The following is an 18762-nucleotide window of genomic DNA, read 5'->3' as shown; positions in this document are numbered from 1 at the left end:
CTCGAATGGGTGATCCGTTTCACGCTCGGCGAGAGGCGGTCGGACGGGCGTGGTGGGCTCGGTAGCATCAAGCACCGGCACGGACGGGGGAACGACACGGTCCCCTGAGCCGCCGACGCCATGGGGCACCCGTCCGCCGGTCCACGCAGCCGGAGGTGCCCATGAGCGCGGAGGCCACGAACCCCGCCGTATCGCCCGCCCCTGCGCCGCCCACAGCGCACCGCAGGAAGGGCCGACCTCGTATCGACCTGCGCCGTCTGGGCCGCGCCGCACTGCTGGGCCCGACGACCCGCGACCGGTTGCCCGACGCGATCGGCCATGTCGCCGAGGCGCACCGCGCCCACCATCCCGACGCCGACCTGGAGCCGTTGCGCCGGGCGTACGTCCTCGCCGAGTCCTCGCACCGCGGTCAGATGCGCAAGAGCGGCGAACCGTACATCACACACCCGCTCGCCGTGACCCTGATCCTCGCCGAACTCGGCGCGGAGACAACGACCTTGACGGCCTCCCTGCTCCACGACACCGTCGAGGACACGGACGTGACGCTCGACCAGGTGCGCGAGCAGTTCGGCGAGGAGGTGCGCTATCTCGTCGACGGCGTCACCAAGTTGGAGAAGGTCGACTACGGAGCCGCCGCCGAGCCCGAGACCTTCCGCAAGATGCTCGTCGCGACCGGCAACGACGTCCGCGTGATGTCGATCAAACTCGCCGACCGGCTGCACAACATGCGCACCCTCGGCGTGATGCGCCGGGAGAAGCAGGAACGCATCGCCAACGTCACCCGGGACGTGCTGATCCCGCTCGCCGAACGGCTCGGCGTCCAGGCCCTCAAGACCGAGCTGGAGGACCTGGTCTTCGCGATCCTCCACCCCGAGGAGTACACGCACACACGCCGGCTCATCGCCGACAACGCCGCACAGGACAACGACCCGCTCGCCGAGATCTCCGAAGAGGTGCGCGCAGTCCTGCGGGAGGCCGGCATCCAGGCCGAAGTGCTCATAAGGCCGCGCCACTTCGTCTCCCTGCACCGGGTCTCGCGGAAGCGCGGACAACTGCGCGGCTCCGACTTCGGACGGCTCCTCGTCCTCGTCAACGAGGACGCCGACTGCTACGCGGTCCTCGGCGAACTGCACACCTGCCTCACCCCCGTGGTCTCTGAGTTCAAGGACTTCATCGCCGTACCGAAGTTCAACCTGTACCAGTCGCTGCACACGGCCGTCGCCCGCGGCGACGGCCAGGTCGCCGAAGTCCTCATCCGCACCCACCAGATGCACAAGGTCGCCGAGGCCGGGGTCGTCGCACTGGGCAATCCCTACGCTCCTCCCGCGGAGGAGCAGGCCGAGGGTCGGCGGCCCGACGGTGAGGGCGAGCGCATCGACCCCACCCGCCCCGGCTGGCTCTCCCGGCTCCTCGACTGGCAGGAGGCGGCACCGGACGCGGACATGTTCTGGTCGACCCTGCGCGAGGACCTCGCCCAGGACCGCGAGATCACCGTCTTCCGGCCCGACGGCGGCACGTTGGGGCTGCCCGAGGGCGCCAGTTGCGTGGACGCCGCGTACGCGCAGTACGGCGAGGACGCACACGCCTGCATCGGCGCCCGCGTCAACGGCCGCCTGGCGACGCTCAGCACGGTCCTGAAGGACGGCGACACCGTTCAGCTCCTCATGGGCCAGGACCCGGCCTCCGAGCCCTCCAGGGAGTGGCTGGAGCACGCCCACACGCCGGCCGCGCGCATCGCCATCCAGCGCCGGCTCGCGACCCACCCCTCGCCAGCCGCCGACGGGCCCGAGGAGCGCGACGGAGACCGCAAGGACAGGACACCGGCGCTCCGCCCCGCCCTCGACGAACCCGCCGTCACCTCCGGCGCGGCGAACGCCGTGGTCGTCGTCGGCCGGCCCGAGGCGAACGTACGGCTCGCCGGCTGCTGTACACCCGTACCGCCCGACGAGGTCACCGGGTTCGCCGTCCGCGGGAGAGTGGTGACCGTGCACCGCGTCGAATGCGCCGCCGTGCAGCGAATGAACGGCCTCGGGCGCCCGGAGATCGATGTGAGCTGGGGGAGCACCACCGAGTTCCGGGTCACGCTGGTCGCCGAATCCTTCCAGCGGCCCCACCTCCTCGCCGACCTCACCGAGGCCATCGCCCAGGAGGGCGTCGCCATCGTCTCCGCCACCGTCGAACCGCCGACCCAGCAGCGCGTCCGGCACACCTACACGCTGCAACTCCCGGACGCGGCCCACCTCCCGGTCCTCATGCGGGCCATGCGGAACGTGCCGGGTGTGTACGACGTGGGGCGGGCCCAGCACCAGGCGGCGACCGCGCAGTGACCCGGAGGCCGGCCGCGGACCGGACTCGGCGGGCGGAGACGGCTCGGCGGACGGCGGCCCGCTCGTTCGGGTGGGGCCGCTGCGCGCCGTCACCGCGGAGCGCAAGCGCGCTGGTAACGGTGGTCCATGCCGCTCACCCCACGCCCCAGGAGCCGCCGCGTCCAGGCGGCGCTGCTCGCCTGCGCCGTCTCCGTCTGCCTGATCGCCGCGAGCGTCCCCTCACCCGCCGTACCGCTCGGTGTCGGCGACCGGCTCTTCCCGCACCTCGGCAACCCGGGGTACGACGTCGGGTCGTACGACCTCGCCTTCACCTATTCCGGCGGCAACCGCGAGCCGCTCACGGCCGTCACCACGATCGACGCGCGCACGACCTCCCGTCTGGAACGCCTCAACCTCGACTTCACGCACGGGAAGGTGCGTTCCGTCGAGGTCGACGGGGAGCCCGCCGCCTTCACGAAGGCGGGCGAGGACCTGGTGATCACACCCCGGACGCCGCTCCCCGAGGGCAGCCGGACGCGCGTCACCGTGCGGCACACCAGCGACCCCGTGTACACCGGCGACAGGGAGGGCGGCTGGCTGCAGACCGCCGACGGGCTCGCGATGGCCAACCAGGCGGACGCGGCGCACCTGGTCTTCCCCTGCAACGACCACCCCTCCGACAAGGCGATGTTCACCGTCCGCGTCACCGTGCCCGACGGTTACACGGCCGTCTCCAACGGTCTCGCCACCGGGACGGACCGCGCCCCCGGGGCCACCACCTGGACGTACCGTTCCGAGCACCCCATGGCCACCGAGCTGGCCCAGATCTCCATCGGCCGCTCCGCCGTCCTGCACCGCGCCGGCCCGAACGGCCTGCCCGTCCGCGACGTGGTCCCGGCGAAGGACCGCGACAAGCTCGAACCATGGCTCAAGAAGACCCCCGCCCAGATCGAGTGGATGGAAGAGAAGGTCGGCCGGTACCCCTTCGAGACGTACGGCTTGCTGATCGCCGAAGCGCGGACCGGCTTCGAGCTGGAGACGCAGACCCTCTCCCTCTTCGAGAGAGACCTGTTCGTCCGGCCCGAGTACCCCACGTGGTACGTCGAGTCGATCATGGTCCATGAGCTGGCCCACCAGTGGTTCGGCAACAGCGTCAGCCCCCGCACCTGGTCCGACCTGTGGCTGAACGAAGGACACGCCACCTGGTACGAGGCCCTCTACGCGGAGGAGACCGCCGGCCGGCCCCTGGAGGCACGCATGAAGGCCGCCTACGGAGCCTCCGACCGCTGGCGCGCCGCCGGAGGGCCGCCGGGGACACCGAAGAAGCCCGAGGACGGCCGGAAGATCGGCATCTTCCGGGCGAACGTCTACGACGGCGCCGCGCTCGTCCTCTACGCGCTGCGCGAGGAGATCGGCGGCCCCGCCTTCGCGCGACTGCAACGCGCCTGGGTGCACATCCACCGCGACGGCGTAGCCTCGACCGCCGACTTCCAGGAACTCGCCTCCCGGATCGCCGGACGCGATCTCGGCGGGTTCTTCCACGCCTGGCTGTACGAGGTGAAGACACCGCCGATGCCGGGGCACCCGGACTGGAAGTCGGCCCCGGTGGAGGCGTCTGCGAAGCGGTAGCCGGAATCCACCCGGGTGTGGCGCCGGTGGGGACGGGAATTAAACCGGTGACGAGACGGGGCGTGCCGTGCGACCATCTTCGAGACGGTGGCGCGGCTCACTTCGCAACCGGTGGACGGGCCCGATCCCCTAGGGGCGGGCTCAGAGTCGGCCGGGGAGGGCCCGGGAATCTCCCGGCTGTCCCGGGCGTTGTCGCCAGAGACGGGTCGCGATCCGTCACCCCTTCGGTATCCCTATCAACGTAAGGACCCAATGACCTCCTCTTCTTCCCCTTCCCAGGCCGCGCAGCGCGCCTTCGCGCAGAACAACCCCGAAGGTTTTCGGGCCGATGCCCTGATGGAAGAGGACGTCGCCTGGAGCTTCGAGATCGACGGAGAGCGTGACGGCGACCAGTTCGACCGCTCCGACCGGGCGGCCCTGCGCCGCGTCGCGGGCCTCTCCACCGAACTCGAGGACGTCACCGAGGTCGAGTACCGCCAGCTCCGCCTGGAACGCGTCGTACTCGTCGGTGTCTGGACCTCGGGAACCGTGGGCGACGCGGAGAACTCGCTCGCCGAGCTGGCCGCCCTCGCGGAGACCGCGGGGGCGCTCGTGCTCGACGGTGTGATCCAGCGCCGCGACAAGCCGGACGCGGCCACCTACATCGGCTCCGGCAAGGCCGTCGAGCTGCGGGACATGGTCCTCGAATCGGGCGCGGACACCGTCATCTGCGACGGTGAGCTGAGCCCGGGCCAGCTCATCCACCTCGAAGACGTCGTCAAGGTCAAGGTCATCGACCGTACGGCGCTGATCCTCGACATCTTCGCCCAGCACGCCAAGTCCCGAGAGGGCAAGGCACAGGTCGCGCTCGCGCAGATGCAGTACATGCTGCCGCGGCTGCGCGGCTGGGGTCAGTCACTGTCCCGGCAGATGGGCGGCGGCAAGGGCGGCGGCCTCGCCACCCGCGGCCCCGGTGAGACCAAGATCGAGACGGACCGGCGTCGGATCCGCGAGAAGATGGCGAAGATGCGCCGGGAGATCGCGGAGATGAAGACCGGCCGCGAGATCAAGCGCCAGGAGCGCCGCAGGAACAAGGTGCCTTCGGTCGCCATCGCCGGTTACACCAACGCCGGCAAGTCCTCGCTGCTCAACCGTCTCACGGGCGCGGGGGTCCTCGTTGAGAACGCGCTGTTCGCGACCCTCGACCCGACCGTGCGCCGGGCCGAGACCCCGAGCGGGCGGTTGTACACGCTGGCGGACACCGTCGGCTTCGTACGCCACCTGCCGCACCACCTCGTCGAGGCGTTCCGCTCCACGATGGAGGAGGTGGGCGACTCCGACCTGATCCTGCACGTGGTCGACGGTTCGCACCCCGCGCCGGAGGAGCAACTGGCCGCCGTGCGCGAGGTCATCCGTGACGTGGGCGCGACCAACGTGCCCGAGATCGTGGTGATCAACAAGGCGGACGCGGCCGACCCGCTGACGCTCCAGCGGCTGCTGCGGATCGAGAAGCGCTCCATCGCGGTCTCGGCCCGCTCCGGCCAGGGCATCGAGGAACTGCTCGCCCTGATCGACAGCGAGCTGCCGCGCCCCTCGGTCGAGATCGAGGCGCTCGTGCCGTACACCCACGGCAAGCTCGTCGCCCGCGCCCACACCGAGGGTGAGGTGATCTCCGAGGAACACACCCCGGAGGGCACGGTGCTCAAGGCCCGGGTGCACGAGGAGCTGGCGGCGGACCTGGCACCGTACGTCCCTGCGGCGACGTCCTGACCGCACAGGCACCGAGTGGTGTCTCGTACCTCCCGAAGGCCCGCCCCTCCGCCGATGCCCGAGGGGCGGGCCTTCGGTCGGTGCGGGACACCGGCCGCTGTGCCCGCACAGCCCCCGCCCGCCCCCGCGCTACGCGGCCTTCTCCTTGACGTGTGTCCTGAACATGGAAGGAAGTTGTTTGTAGGAGCAGTTTCTGGAAGTGATGCTGTGCGAGAGATGAAGGTATGGCCCTTCGAAGCCGCTCTGCGGGGGAGGCTTCAAACCGCCTCATGCTGCGTTAGCTGATTGTGTCCTGAACGTGAAAGGGAGCTGGTTGTAGGACGGTTTCCGGGATCGATGCTGTGCGAGAGATGAAGGTATGGCCCTTCGAGCCGCTCTGCGGAGAGAGACTTCAAACCGCCTCATGCTGCGCTGGCTAATGACTGCCGTGGTGAGCGATTGAGGAAAAGGCGTCGTAAGAGACGTCAGGTGGGGATCGGGAAGACGAGCGCAAGCGAATCGTTGCTGAAGCGTCGTTAAGCAGACAGATGACATCGAAACCGGGGTCTTTAGCTAACTCCGGGATGAGCCTGGCGGCTATCCGCTTACTGGCCAGGTGGTGTCCGGCGTGTAGACGACGTGAGCCCGGTCTGCCGCTCTCGCATGGAACAGGAGAAGGCGCGCCTCGATACCGCCCCGTCGTATGGCGGGCGAGAGAAGGTTTCCCAAGCGGCAGACACCGCAAGGGATCGAGTACCGATGCGGGGCACGCTGGCGGACCGGCTCGTAGTAGTGATGAAGCTCCTGTAATGGGAGCGGAGCGAAGGGGCCGGGTCATTCGTGACGTTGTTTGTCTAGACAACCGGGGTTTTCCCCGGGAGGAACTACATGGACGCGTTGAAGTCATCGGGGAAGTCGTTTGATATTTCGAAGCGGGAAGTCTGGGAGGCGTACGAAGGAGTTAAGGCGAATAGAGGTGCACCCGGTGTGGACAGTAGGTCCATCGAGGACTTCGAGAAGGATCTGAAGGGCAACCTTTATAAGATCTGGAACAGCATGTCCTCAGGGACGTACTTTCCTCCGCCGGTGCGTGCGGTGGAGATCCCCAAGTCGTCGCCGGAGGGCGGCGTGAGGATCTTGGGCGTGCCCACGGTGGCCGACAGAATCGCCCAGACCGTGGTGGCGAGGCATCTCATGGAACGGGTCGATCCCGTATTCCATGAAGATTCCTACGGCTACCGGCCTGGGCGGTCGGCACTCGATGCGGTGGAACGCTGCCGTCAGCGCTGTTGGAAGAGGGGCTGGGTGATCGATCTCGATGTCCAGAAGTTCTTCGACAGCGTCCGGTGGGACCTCACGTCAAAGCCGTGGAAGCGCACACCGATGCCCGTTGGGTGATTCTGTATGTGGAGCGATGGCTTCAAGCCCCGCTTCAACTGCCCGACGGCACCTTGCAGGTACGAGACCGAGGAACCCCACAGGGCTCAGCGGTGTCACCCGTGCTGGCGAACCTGTTCATGCACTACGCGTTCGATACGTGGCTGGCCCGTACGTGGCCGGGCATCACGTTCGAGCGCTATGCCGACGACGCGGTTGTGCACTGCGTGTCGGAGCGTCAGGCCCGCGATGTGCTGGCCTCGCTGATGGACAGGATGGAGGAGGTCGGGCTGCGACTGCATCCTGACAAGACCAAGATCGTGTACTGCTGGGACGGTAAGCGCCGACGGCCCTTTGGGCAGACGGAGTTCACCTACCTCGGGTACACGTTTCGCGCACGCGAAAGCCGGAACAAGCACGGACGGCGTTCCACGTCATTCGAGCCGGCGATCAGCAAGGAAGCTCTGAAGAGGATCAGCGCTGAGGTCCGCAGCTGGCGGCTTCATATCCGGTCCGACCTCTCCTTCGTAGAACTCGCACGGCGGATCAACCCGGTCGTGCGCGGCTGGATGAACTACTACGGCCGGTTCTACCGGTCGGCGTTGACGCCCCTCCTCATGCGCATCAATGCCTACTTGGTGCGGTGGATCCGCCAGAAGTACAAGAAGCTCGCGGCGCTGCGGAAAGCTCTCCGGAAGATGTGGGAGATCGCTGACCGATACCCCCGCATGTTTGCGCACTGGAGATGGACCACAGTGGCATCCGTGGCCTGGTGATCAGGGTGGCAAGAGCCGTGTGATGGGAGACCATCAAGCACGGATCTGTGGGAGCCGGGGGGTGAGAAGCCCCCCGGCTACTCGGCAGACTGTCGTGGTGAGCGATGAGGAAAAGGCGTCGTAAGAGGCGTCAGGTGGGGACCGGAAAGACGAACGCAAGTGAATCGCTGCTGACGTGTCGTAAAGAAACCAGACGACACCGAAACCGGGGTGTGTCAAGAGCTCCGGGATGAGCCTGGCGGGTGCCCGTCTATTGGCCAGGTGGTGTCCGGCATGGAGGCGACGTGAGTCCGGTCTGCGGCTCTCGCATGGAACAGGGAAAGGCAGGCACTGATACGCCCCGACGTTCGTCGGGGGAGAGGGAGTGCCCCAAGCGGCGGACACCGCAAGGGGTCGAGTGCCGACGCGGTGCCTGCTGGCAGACCGGCCCGTAGTAGTGATGAAGCCTCTGTAATGGGGGTGGAGCGAAGGGGCCGGGTCGTTCGTGACTGAGTTGACCACATCAACCGGGCGGCAGCCCGGGAGGAGTGCGATGGGCCAGTTGAAGTCTCAGATCAAGCCGTTTGATATTTCGAAGTGGGAAGTCAAGGAGGCTTGGGAGGAAGTCAAGGCCAATAAGGGCGCACCCGGCTTGGACGGGCAGAGCATCGACGACTTCGAGAAGGACCTGAGGAACAACCTCTATAGGGTCTGGAATCGGATGTCCTCGGGCTCGTACTTCCCGCCTCCGGTGCGTGCGGTGGAGATTCCCAAGCCACACGGAGGCGGCACGAGAGTGCTCGGCATTCCCGCTGTCGCCGACCGCGTGGCCCAGACCGTTGTGGCCCGGCACCTGATGCGGCGGGTGGACCCTGCGTTCCATCCGGACAGCTACGGATACCGGCCCGGACGGTCTGCCTTGGACTCGGTGGAAAGGTGCCGAGAGCGATACTGGAAGCGGGACTGGGTGGTGGAGTTCGACATCGCCAAGTTCTTCGACAGTGTGCCCTGGGACCTGCTCAAGGCGGTGGAGGCTCACACCGATGCCGGTTGGGTGAACTTGTACGTGCGACGGTGGCTTGCCGCCCCGCTCGTCATGCCCGACGGCTCCCTGCTGGAACGGGAGCGTGGGACCCCGCAAGGGGCCCCGGTGTCTCCCGTCCTGGCGAACCTGTTCCTGCACTACGCGTTCGACACCTGGATGGCACGGGAGTTCCCGACCATCTGGTTCGAACGCTACGCGGACGACGCGGTGCTGCACTGCGTCACTGAGCGCCAGGCCCGCCAAGTGCTGGCCGCGCTCAGGGACAGGCTGGTCGAAGTCGGGTTGCAGCTACACCCGGACAAGACCCGGATCGTCTACTGCAAGGACGACAAGCGACGCGGCTCCTACGAGCACACGTCGTTCACGTTCCTCGGGTACACGTTCCGGCCCAGGAAGAACCGGACTCGGCACGGCAGACGGTTCCTGTCGTTCGAGCCGGCCGTCAGCAGGCAGGCCCTGACCCGGATCGGTCGCGAGGTGCGTTCCTGGCAACTGCACTACCGCACCGACATCTCCTTCGTAGACCTCGCCCGCAGGATCAACCCTGCGGTTCGGGGCTGGATCAACTACTACGGCCGTTTCCGGCCGTGGGAGTTGTTGCCCTTCTTGATGCGCATCAACGCCTACCTGGTGCGCTGGATCCGCCGGAAGTACAAGCGGCTCGACGGCACGAAGAGGGCCCACGCGAAGCTGGTGGAGATCGCCAAGCGGTACCCACGGATGTTCGCTCACTGGTGCCTCTCCACCGACGCCTGCACGATCTGAAGATCAGAACGACAAGAGCCGTGTAACGGGAGACTTTTACGCACGGTTCTGTGAGAGCCGAGGGGTGAGATCCCCCTCGGCTACTCGATCTCGTCACCGGGGAGGTCTCCACCTCGCTCTCGCCCAAGGCCTGCTCTCGCCTCCATCTGCGCGGCTGGAGCGCCGGACGGAGGAGGTCGGCCGGGTGAACGGCTCACTGACCGCCGTACGACACACTCATCGCCAGCTCCCTGGCCCCGTCGCCCGACTGCGGTCCCGCGAGCCAGATGCTGTCGGCCGGGCCGATCGACGTGTTCGAGACGAGCTGCGCCTCGGTGCCGACCATGCGGAACCAACCGCCGCCGGACGGACCACCGGTCATGGTGCACCCGATGCGGTACATCGTCGGCAGGGGCGCTGGGGGCCTGGCGGAGAGCGCGCGGCAAGCATGTCCACGCGCCACCCGCCCGGACCGGCTCGGCGGCTCCTGACCGGTCGCCGCCGAACCGTCGCTGTCCGCTGTCGTCACCGTCCGCCCGGTCTCACCGGGCGAACTTGTCGCTCACCGCCCCGTACACGCCCTCGGCCTCCTTGCCCAGCCGCGGACCTGCCAGCCAGCCGGCGCTCACCGGACCGATGGAGGTGTTGGACACCAGCGCGGGCTCGCCGTTCGAACCGGTCGCCACCCAGCCGCCGCCGGACGAACCACCGGTCATGGTGCAGCCGATGCGGTACATCGTCGGGTCGGCCTCGACGAGCGAGAGCCGCCCCGGCTTGTCCGTGCACTGGTACATCGTCTCGCCGTCATACGGAGCCCCCGCCGGGTAACCGGTCGCGGTGATGCTCTCCACCTGTGGCACGGTGGGCGCGTCGAAGTCCACCGGCAATGCCGAACCGACCATCTCTTCCAGCGACCTGCCTCCGCTGCCCTCCTCCGGCGTCACATGGATCACCGCGAAGTCGTACGGCGCTCCGTCACCACCCGTCTGGCCGCCCTGCTCGATCCACTGGTCCGAGGTCTGCGCCCAGTCACCCCACCAGACGCCGTACGGGGCGACCTGCGCCTTCGTGGCCGTCTGCAGCTCCGACGCCGACAGACCGCTGTCGTTGTACGAGGGCACGAAGGCGATGTTGCGGTACCAGCCGCCCGACTTGCCTGCGTGCACACAGTGGCCGGCGGTCCACACGAGGTTGGACTTGCCGGGGTTGGCCGGGTCCTGGACCACCGTGGCCGAGCAGACCATCGTGCCCTCGGGCGCGTCGAAGAACACCTTGCCCGCCTCGGGCACGTTCTCGTGGTACTTCGCCGACACCACCTCCGCGTCGACGGGCTGCGGCGTCGGGTCGGTCACCCCCCGGTCACCGGTGAGGTCGCTCTCGTCGACCTCCTTCTCCGGCTCCTCGGCGTCCCGCATCCGGTCCGGGTCCCACAGGTCCTCGATGATCGGATTGACGTAGTCCTCGGCTTCGCGCAGCCAGTCGTCCTTGTCCCATTCCTTCCAGGCCCCGCCCCGCCACTTGTCGAGGTCGATCCCGTGTTCCTTGAGCTTGTCCTTGATGTCGTCCGGGATCCGGATCTTGCCGTCGCCCGCGCTGTCGCCGCCCTGCGCGGACGCCGACGCGTCGGCGTCCGCCGTCGTGTCACCCGAGCCGCACGCGGTGGCGGTCAACGACAGAACCGTCGCGAGGCCGACCGCAGCCAGAACGGGGGAGGTTCTACGGCGCGCGCTCCTGCCACGACGAGCGGCGAAGAGCGGTCGTATGGGTGGTCGCATGGTCTGAACTCCCCCTGGGGCGTAAGAGAACTCTGTGCTGCCGAAGCGGATCACGCACGGCTCCGCCGCGCGCCCACCGCCTCCTTGTACGTACGTAGTGGTCGTACGTGCCGCTCGGTACGGATTCGCCGAGCCGCGTCCTTCGGAACGGCACCACACACTATGCGGTCGTTGTGGGGGACATCCGATGGATCGGCAACGGTTCCGTCACGGCAATGATCTTCGCCGCACCCGCTTCCCCGTGCGGATCGCGTCGTTGGTAGGTGCGGGGACCCGCCGGTGCTCGGTGACCCCTGCCAACTCGCCTTCGGACAGCGGGAGGAAGTGCAGTCGTGGCGGTGACCGAGTCTGCGGTGGCGTCAATGGGGCGCGAGCCCGAGCGAGCGCCTTCGGGACACGAGGACGAACAGCCGCGCACACGGCGGGACCGCGACGGGGCGCGCTCAGCGCACGAGGGGATCCTACGGCGGCAGGCCGCGCGCGAGTCTGGGGCGCGCACCTACCCGCGCGCCCTGCCGATCGTGCCCGTACGCGCCCGCGGGCTGACCATCGAGGGCGCCGACGGCCGCCGCTACCTCGACTGTCTGTCCGGCGCGGGCACCCTCGCCCTCGGCCACAACCACCCGGTCGTCCTCGAAGCGATCCGCAAGGTGCTCGACTCGGGCGCCCCGCTGCACGTCCTCGACCTGGCCACCCCCGTCAGGGACGCCTTCACCACCGAACTGTTCCGCACCCTTCCGCCCGGACTCGCGGACCGCGCGCGCGTCCAGTTCTGCGGACCCGCCGGGACGGACGCGGTCGAGGCCGCCTTCAAACTGGTCCGGGCCGCGACCGGACGCACCGGCTTGCTCGCTTTCACCGGCGCCTACCACGGCATGACCGCCGGGGCGCTCGAAGCCTTCGGGGGCGCCGGTGACGTGCGGGTGGTCCGGCTGCCGTATCCCCAGGACTACCGCTGCCCCTTCGGCGTTGGCGGCGACCGCGGCGCCGAACTCGCCGCCCGCTGGACGGAGTCCGTACTCGACGACGCCAAGCCCGGCGTACCACTGCCCGCCGGCATGATTCTCGAACCCGTCCAGGGCGAGGGCGGCGTCATCCCCGCCCCGGACGGCTGGCTGCGCCGCATGCGCGAGATCACCGCCGCGCGCTCGATCCCGCTGATCGCCGACGAGGTCCAGACGGGCGTGGGCCGTACGGGCCGCTTCTGGGCGGTCGAGCACAGTGGCGTCGTCCCCGATGTGATGGTCCTGTCCAAGGCCATCGGCGGCAGCCTTCCGCTGGCCGTCGTCGTCTACCGCGACGACCTCGACGTCTGGCGGCCCGGCGCCCACGCGGGCACCTTCCGCGGCAACCAGCTCGCCATGGCCGCCGGCACCGCCACCCTCGCCCACGTCCGCGAGAACGGCCTCGCCGACCGCGCCGAGACCCTGGGTGCCCGCATACTCACCCAACTCAGCCGCCTCACCACGGAGTTCGACTGCGTCGGCGACGTGCGGGGACGAGGACTCATGATCGGCATCGAAGTGGCCGCCCCGGACGCGCCCCCTCCCGCCGACGGCACCCGCCCACGCCCACCCGCCCCTTCCCTCGCCGCCGCGGTCCAACGCGAATGTCTCCGCCGAGGCCTGATCGTCGAACTCGGTGGCCGCCACGCCGGCGTCGTACGCCTCCTCCCGCCCCTCACGATCACCGACGAACAAGCGAACGCCGTACTCGACCGGCTGACGGACGCGATCGCCTCGGTAGCGGCCACCGCCACAGCGCAGGGCTCGGCGCACCCGGCGCCCATGAGGGCTGGAGACCCTGGACGCATGCAGGGCGACTGACCGCCCAGACGACCCGAGAAGCCCACCGGAACGAGCATCGCCCACCCCCCGGCCAGCCGCCTGCCTCCAGCGCCGACCCGCCCCGCCACCGCCTCGTATCCCTTCGGCGCCGGCCCCCACGCCGCACCAACCCGCGACTGCCCTCCCGCACGAGCAACCCCCAGGAACCGCCTTGAAGCCGCCGCCCGCCCCCGTGGCACTCACTCACGATCACGAGCCGGAGGCTCGCGCCCCACAGGCCCTGTGCCCCGAGCCAGCGTCCTGTCAGACCGCTCCGAGGGCCGACCCGGCGGCCCCGGGTGCTGGCCGGACCGAGCGGTGGGCCGGTCAGCCCGAGCAGCTTCCTCCCCCCGCCACGTCGGCCCCGGGCCGAGCCACGCTCGCTCACGAGCCGACCGACGCACTGCGCGAGCGCGCCCAGTCGTTCCCCCGCCAAGCTGACGGAACCCCAACCGCCGAGCCTCCACCCGGCCCTGCCGCCGAGCACTTGCCCGGCTTCGCCCCCGACCTCCTGGACGCCACCGACCCGCACACCGTGGCCCAGGCGGCGGCCGTCGAGAACCTTCTCCGCTGCTGGGTACGCGAACACAACCTCTCCTCCCCTCACGACGACACCCTCCACATCCCCCTCCCCGCCACCGGCACCACACTCCTCACCCCGGTGCACTACTGGTCCCCGACCGGCTGGCACCGCTTCGGCCTCCCGTACCTCTCCGGCATCCCCGCGGCCGCACCCCCTGTCGACGCGATGACACTCGCGGCGTTGCTCTCCAGGGAGTCGACCGCGCGAGCCCCACAAAAGGCACACGCCCACGACTCCCGACCCATGACAGCGCCCACCCTCGCGACCGACCCCACGCCCCAGCCGGACCGGCTCGACCCGCGCGGTCGAGCCGACCGAGCCGACCGAGTCGACCAACTCGACCTGGTCGGCAGGGTCGCCGACTCGACCCGACGCGTCGCCGTCTTCATCGCTGAACGCCGGGCCGAGCCCGCCGACGATCCGGACCGCTTCCTCGCAGCCGAGCAGGGTCTTGTTCTCGGCCACCCGCTGCACCCCACCCCGAAGAGCCGGGAAGGACTCTCCGAAACCGAAGGTCGGCTCTACTCACCCGAGTTGCGTGGCTCCTTCCCTCTGCACTGGATGGCGATCGCACCCTCCGTCCTCTCGACCGACTCGGCATGGACCGAGCGCGGTCGTGTCATCCCCGCCAGACGGCTCACCGCACGGCTGGCCGGCACAGCCCTGCCGCTGCCCGACGGCCATGCCGCCCTGCCCCTGCACCCCTGGCAGGTCCGGGAAGTCCGACACCGGCCGGCCGTCGCCGCTCTGCTCGACGCCGGGCTGCTCCGGGACCTCGGTACGCACGGCTTCCCGTGGCGCCCGACCTCCTCCGTCCGCACCGTCCACCGCACCGGCGCCCCCGCGATGCTGAAGCTCTCGCTGGGCTTGCGCATCACCAACTCCCGTCGCGAGAACCTCCGCAAGGAACTGCACCGCGGTGTCGAGGTCCACCGTCTGCTGCGCACCGGCCTGGCCCAGCAGTGGCAGGCGGCCCACCCCGGCTTCGACATCGTCCGTGACCCGGCCTGGCTGGCTGTCACCGCACCGGACGGCGCCCCCGTGCCCGGCCTGGACGTGCTGATCCGGCACAACCCGTTCGGCCCGACGGACGACGTGTCCTGCGTCGCGGGACTCGTGTCGCCGAGGCCGTCCCCCATGTCCAGGGACAGGCAGACCACCTCAGTCAGCCGCACGAACGCCCCATCATGAGATCCCGGCTCTCCCACGTCGTCACCGACCTCGCCGGGCGCACCGGACGTCCCCGGGGCGTCGTAGCCGCCGAGTGGTTCCTGCGCTATCTGGAGCAGGTCGTACGGCCTGTGCTGTGGCTGGACGGCGAAGCCGGGATCGCCCTCGAAGCACACCAGCAGAACACCCTCGTCCTGCTGGACCCCGACGGTTGGCCCACAGGCGGCCGGTATCGCGACAACCAGGGCTACTACTTCCGCGAGTCCCGTCGCACGGACCTCGATGCCGTGCTGCCCGGCATCGGCGAGCGCAGCGATACGTTCGTGTCCGACGAGGTCGCCGACGAACGGTTCACCTATTACCTCGGCATCAACAACGTGCTCGGCCTCATCGGCGCGTTCGGCTCCCAGCGCCTCGCCGACGAGGAACTTCTGCTCGCCGCGTTCCGTCGCTTCCTCACCGATGTGGCCACCGGCCCCGCCCGACTGAACTCGACCCTGCCGGCCCGGCTGCTCGACTCACCCTCCCTGCGCTGTAAGGCCAACCTGCTGACCCGTCTGCACGGCCTGGACGAACTCGTCGGCCCCGTGGACACCCAGTCCGTCTACGTCACCGTCGCCAACCCCCTCCAACGCTGATCAAGCCTCCACATCCGTGTTCGGCCCAACCGTCTTCCTTCGCCGACTTCCACCAGCTCCGAGGAACATGCCCCATCCGCTCTCCTGAGAGGAGCGTCGCCATGCCTCCCACCGACGCGAGCACCGACACCGGCACTGCCTCGGCCCCGGGCAACGAGGACACGCTCGAACTGCGCCTGCCCGACGACTTCCTCGCGCTCTTGGCCGAGGACGGAGACCCGTGCAGCGACAGGACCGAGACGGGACAGGAGGCGCCCCCGGTCCGTGGCGAACTGCTCGACCACCTCGCCGGCTGGGGGCCGGTCGTCACCCCGGCAGGCACCCTGCACCTCGTCCCCGTGCTCCTCGATCGGCAGCTCCGGCTGATCTCACGCTGGATGAACGACGCCGCGGTGGCCTCCTACTGGAAGCTCGCCGGACCCGAGGACGTGACCGCGGACCACCTTCGGACCCAGCTCGACGGCGACGGCCGCAGCGTGCCCTGTCTCGGGCTGCTGGACGGCACTCCGATGAGCTACTGGGAGATCTACCGTGCGGACCTCGATCCCCTCGCCCGCCACTATCCCGCCCGCCCGCACGACACGGGTATCCACATCCTCATCGGTCCCGTGGCCGAACGGGGACGCGGTCTCGGCTCCACCTTGCTCCGCGCCGCAGCCGATCTCATCCTCGACAGACGTCCCTCATGTGCCCGTGTTGTCGCGGAACCCGACCTTCGCAACTTCTCCTCCGTCTCCGCTTTCCTGAGCGCCGGCTTCCGGTTCTCCGCCGAGGTCGACCTGCCCGACAAGCGGGCCGCCCTCATGGTCAGAGACCGCCTCCTGCGCGATCTGTTGTAGATGCGATGTGGATCCGCTGTGACGCCGTCATTTGTGGTACACCGCTCGCGTCGATCCGGTTCCCGGTCGAGCCGGCCAGATTTCCGACCCAGGAATCCCGGCCCCCGCAGAACAGATCGGGCCGTCGAGAGACAGCAGGGCCGGTCTACCAGCAGCGCGACCCGTCCACCTGTCCCGCCTCCCTGGCCCCCGGCTGCCCCGTAGAAGAGAACGTCGAAGAGAACCTGGTCTTGATCCCGCACCGCACGCCCCACGCTTCCGCCTTGACCACCCGTTTGTCAGTGGTGACCCGTAGGGTGGTCGCGCTATGACGAAGCCCTCACTCCACGAACTCCTGCATGCCGCCGTCACCGCTGTCGGCGGCACTGAGCGCCCCGGCCAGGTGACCATGGCCGAAGCCGTCGCGGAGGCGATCGACGACGGCTCCCATCTGTTGGTCCAGGCAGGCACCGGCACCGGAAAGTCGCTCGGTTACCTGGTGCCCGCGCTCGCCCAGGGGGAGCGGGTCGTCGTGGCCACGGCGACCCTGGCGCTGCAGCGCCAGCTCGTGCAGCGGGACCTGCCGAGAACGGTCGACGCGCTGCAACCGCTGCTGCGCCGCCGCCCCGAGTTCGCGATGCTCAAGGGCCGATCGAACTACGTGTGCCTGCACCGCCTGAACGAAGGCGTACCACAGGACGACGAGGAGGGCCTCTTCGACCAGTTCGAGGCTGCCGCGCCCACCAGTAAGCTGGGTCTGGACCTGCTGCGGCTGCGGGACTGGTCGCAGGAGACCGAGACCGGCGACCGGGACGACCTCACTCCGGGCGTCTCCGACCGTGCCTGGGCGCAGGTCTCCGTTTCGTCCCGCGAGTGCCTGGGCGCCTCCAAGTGCGCGTACGGCGCCGAGTGCTTCGCTGAGATGGCCCGGGAGCGGGCCAAGCTCTCCGAGGTCGTCGTCACCAATCACGCGCTGCTCGCGATCGACGCCATCGAGGGCGCACCGGTGCTCCCGCAGCACGAGGTGCTGATCGTGGACGAGGCCCACGAACTCGTCTCCCGGGTGACCGGCGTGGCGACCGGCGAGCTCACTCCGGGCCAGGTCAACCGCGCCGTGAAGCGAGCGGCGAAGCTGGTGAACGAGAAGGCCGCCGACCAGCTTCAGACCGCCTCCGAGGGCTTCGAGCGGCTCATGGAGCTGGCCCTGCCGGGTCGCCTGGAGGAGATTCCGGAGGATCTGGCGTACGTCCTCATGGCGCTGCGCGATGCCGCCCGTACGGTGATCTCCGCGCTCGGCAGCACTCGCGACAAGTCCGTCCAGGACGAGGACGCCGTCCGGAAGCAGGCGCTCGCCGCCGTGGAGACGGTGCACGACGTGGCCGAGCGGATCACGAACGGCTCCGAGTGGGACGTCGTCTGGTACGAACGGCACGACCGTTTCGGCGCGTCCCTGCGCGTCGCCCCCATGTCCGTCTCGGGCCTCCTCAGGGAGAAGCTCTTCGCGGACCGTTCCGTCACCCTGACCTCGGCCACGCTGAAGCTGGGCGGCGACTTCAACGGCGTAGGGGCGTCCCTGGGACTGGCGCCCGAGGGCGCCGAGGGGGAGGACCACCCGCAGTGGAAGGGCGTGGATGTCGGCTCGCCGTTCGACTACCCGAGACAGGGCATCCTCTATGTCGCCAAACACCTGTCGCGACCCGCGCGGGACGGCGACCGGGCCGACATGCTGGACGAGCTCATGGAGCTGATCCAGGCGGCGGGTGGCCGGACGCTCGGCCTGTTCTCGTCGATGCGGGCCGCCCAGCTGGCAGCGGAGGAGCTGCGCGTCCGTGTCCCCGAGTACCCGATCCTGCTCCAGGGCGAGGAGACGCTCGGCGAGCTGATCAAGGGATTCGCGGCCGATCCCAGGACCTGTCTCTTCGGCACGCTCTCGCTCTGGCAGGGCGTCGATGTGCCCGGCCCCAGCTGTCAGCTTGTCGTCATGGACAAGATCCCGTTCCCGCGCCCCGACGACCCCTTGATGAGCGCCCGCCAGAAGGCTGTCGAGGAGGCGGGCGGTAACGGCTTCATGGCCGTCGCCGCCACCCACGCGGCCCTGCTGATGGCCCAGGGCGCCGGCCGTCTCGTACGCGCGCAGGGGGACCGCGGCGTGGTCGCCGTACTGGACCAGCGGCTGACGACCGCGCGGTACGGGAGCTATATCAAGGCGTCACTGCCGGACTTCTGGTACACGACGGACCGTAACCAGGTCCGCAGGTCGCTCGCCGCGATCGACAAGGCGGCGAAGGACACCGAAGAGGCGGAGAAGGCAGAGGCATGACGAAGGGCTGTTGGCCTGTCTGGATCGGGACAGGCCAACAGCCCTTCG

The 18762-nt window shown here is 69.2% G+C and carries 10 protein-coding genes and 2 pseudogenes; 10 read left to right on the top strand and 2 right to left on the bottom strand.

The features are described 5' to 3' along the window. The first annotated feature begins 161 nt into the window (after window positions 1–161). From WBG99_RS08460 to ltrA, 6 genes are all read left to right on the top strand, one after another. Window positions 162–2327, top strand: coding sequence for an HD domain-containing protein (locus WBG99_RS08460; protein ID WP_338895742.1), 2166 nt, complete (start codon window positions 162–164; stop codon window positions 2325–2327). Between the two features lie 126 nt (window positions 2328–2453). Beyond that, the gene (locus WBG99_RS08455) at window positions 2454–3935 is read left to right on the top strand and encodes a M1 family metallopeptidase (RefSeq protein WP_338895741.1); all 1482 of its coding nucleotides are present in this window, start codon (window positions 2454–2456) and stop codon (window positions 3933–3935) included. A 252-nt stretch (window positions 3936–4187) separates the two neighbouring features. Further along, a complete protein-coding gene (gene hflX, locus WBG99_RS08450) occupies window positions 4188–5684 on the top strand; it encodes a GTPase HflX (RefSeq protein WP_338895740.1) in 1497 nt (498 codons plus the stop codon). A gap of 867 nt (window positions 5685–6551) precedes the next feature. Beyond that, complete coding sequence (locus WBG99_RS08445; RefSeq protein WP_338895739.1) at window positions 6552–7061, top strand: reverse transcriptase domain-containing protein; 510 nt, start codon at window positions 6552–6554, stop codon at window positions 7059–7061. Continuing rightward, window positions 7031–7816, top strand: coding sequence for a reverse transcriptase domain-containing protein (locus WBG99_RS08440; protein WP_338895738.1), 786 nt, complete (start codon window positions 7031–7033; stop codon window positions 7814–7816). The genes WBG99_RS08445 and WBG99_RS08440 overlap by 31 nt, the downstream gene beginning before the upstream one ends. 532 nt (window positions 7817–8348) lie before the next feature. Continuing rightward, window positions 8349–9605, top strand: a complete 1257-nt coding sequence (gene ltrA / locus WBG99_RS08435) for a group II intron reverse transcriptase/maturase (protein WP_338895736.1) — start codon at window positions 8349–8351, stop codon at window positions 9603–9605. A 193-nt stretch (window positions 9606–9798) separates the two neighbouring features. Here the strand turns inward: ltrA and WBG99_RS08430 are convergent. Beyond that, window positions 9799–9996 (bottom strand): annotated as a pseudogene (locus WBG99_RS08430) (hypothetical protein); the annotation flags it as partial. 130 nt (window positions 9997–10126) lie between these two features. Then, window positions 10127–11359, bottom strand: a complete 1233-nt coding sequence (locus tag WBG99_RS08425) for a hypothetical protein (protein WP_338895735.1) — start codon at window positions 11357–11359, stop codon at window positions 10127–10129. Window positions 11360–11691: 332 nt separating this feature from the next. On the opposite strand from WBG99_RS08425, the gene WBG99_RS08420 reads away from it, so the two are divergent. The 4 genes and pseudogenes from WBG99_RS08420 to WBG99_RS08405 all read left to right on the top strand — a co-directional run bounded on the left by WBG99_RS08420 (window position 11692) and on the right by WBG99_RS08405 (window position 18714). Beyond that, window positions 11692–13185 carry a diaminobutyrate--2-oxoglutarate transaminase family protein gene (locus WBG99_RS08420; RefSeq protein ID WP_338895734.1) on the top strand — a complete coding sequence of 498 codons (1494 nt, stop codon included), beginning with the start codon at window positions 11692–11694 and terminating at the stop codon, window positions 13183–13185. Window positions 13186–13672: 487 nt separating this feature from the next. After that, window positions 13673–15576: pseudogene (locus tag WBG99_RS08415) on the top strand (IucA/IucC family protein). A 101-nt stretch (window positions 15577–15677) separates the two neighbouring features. Beyond that, a complete protein-coding gene (locus tag WBG99_RS08410; RefSeq protein WP_338895733.1) occupies window positions 15678–16415 on the top strand; it encodes a GNAT family N-acetyltransferase in 738 nt (245 codons plus the stop codon). 307 nt (window positions 16416–16722) lie between these two features. Continuing rightward, entirely contained in the window at window positions 16723–18714 is a 1992-nt protein-coding gene (locus WBG99_RS08405; protein WP_338895732.1) for an ATP-dependent DNA helicase, read from the top strand. Window positions 18715–18762: the final 48 nt, after the last annotated feature.

The sequence above is a fragment of the Streptomyces sp. TG1A-60 genome (genome assembly GCF_037201975.1).
GTDB lineage: Bacteria > Actinomycetota > Actinomycetes > Streptomycetales > Streptomycetaceae > Streptomyces.
The sequence above is the reverse complement of the archived record's forward strand: the minus strand, read 5'-3'. Positions and strand labels throughout refer to the sequence as shown.

What these genes read in the sequence shown, in the direction of transcription:
- WBG99_RS08405 (WP_338895732.1), top strand. Translation starts at nt 16,723, where the DNA reads ATGACGAAGCCCTCACTCCACGAACTCCTGCATGCCGCCGTCACCGCT.
- WBG99_RS08455 (WP_338895741.1), top strand. Translation starts at nt 2,454, where the DNA reads ATGCCGCTCACCCCACGCCCCAGGAGCCGCCGCGTCCAGGCGGCGCTG.
- WBG99_RS08425 (WP_338895735.1), bottom strand. Translation starts at nt 11,359, where the DNA reads ATGCGACCACCCATACGACCGCTCTTCGCCGCTCGTCGTGGCAGGAGC.
- WBG99_RS08410 (WP_338895733.1), top strand. Translation starts at nt 15,678, where the DNA reads ATGCCTCCCACCGACGCGAGCACCGACACCGGCACTGCCTCGGCCCCG.
- ltrA (WP_338895736.1), top strand. Translation starts at nt 8,349, where the DNA reads ATGGGCCAGTTGAAGTCTCAGATCAAGCCGTTTGATATTTCGAAGTGG.
- hflX (WP_338895740.1), top strand. Translation starts at nt 4,188, where the DNA reads ATGACCTCCTCTTCTTCCCCTTCCCAGGCCGCGCAGCGCGCCTTCGCG.
- WBG99_RS08445 (WP_338895739.1), top strand. Translation starts at nt 6,552, where the DNA reads ATGGACGCGTTGAAGTCATCGGGGAAGTCGTTTGATATTTCGAAGCGG.
- WBG99_RS08460 (WP_338895742.1), top strand. Translation starts at nt 162, where the DNA reads ATGAGCGCGGAGGCCACGAACCCCGCCGTATCGCCCGCCCCTGCGCCG.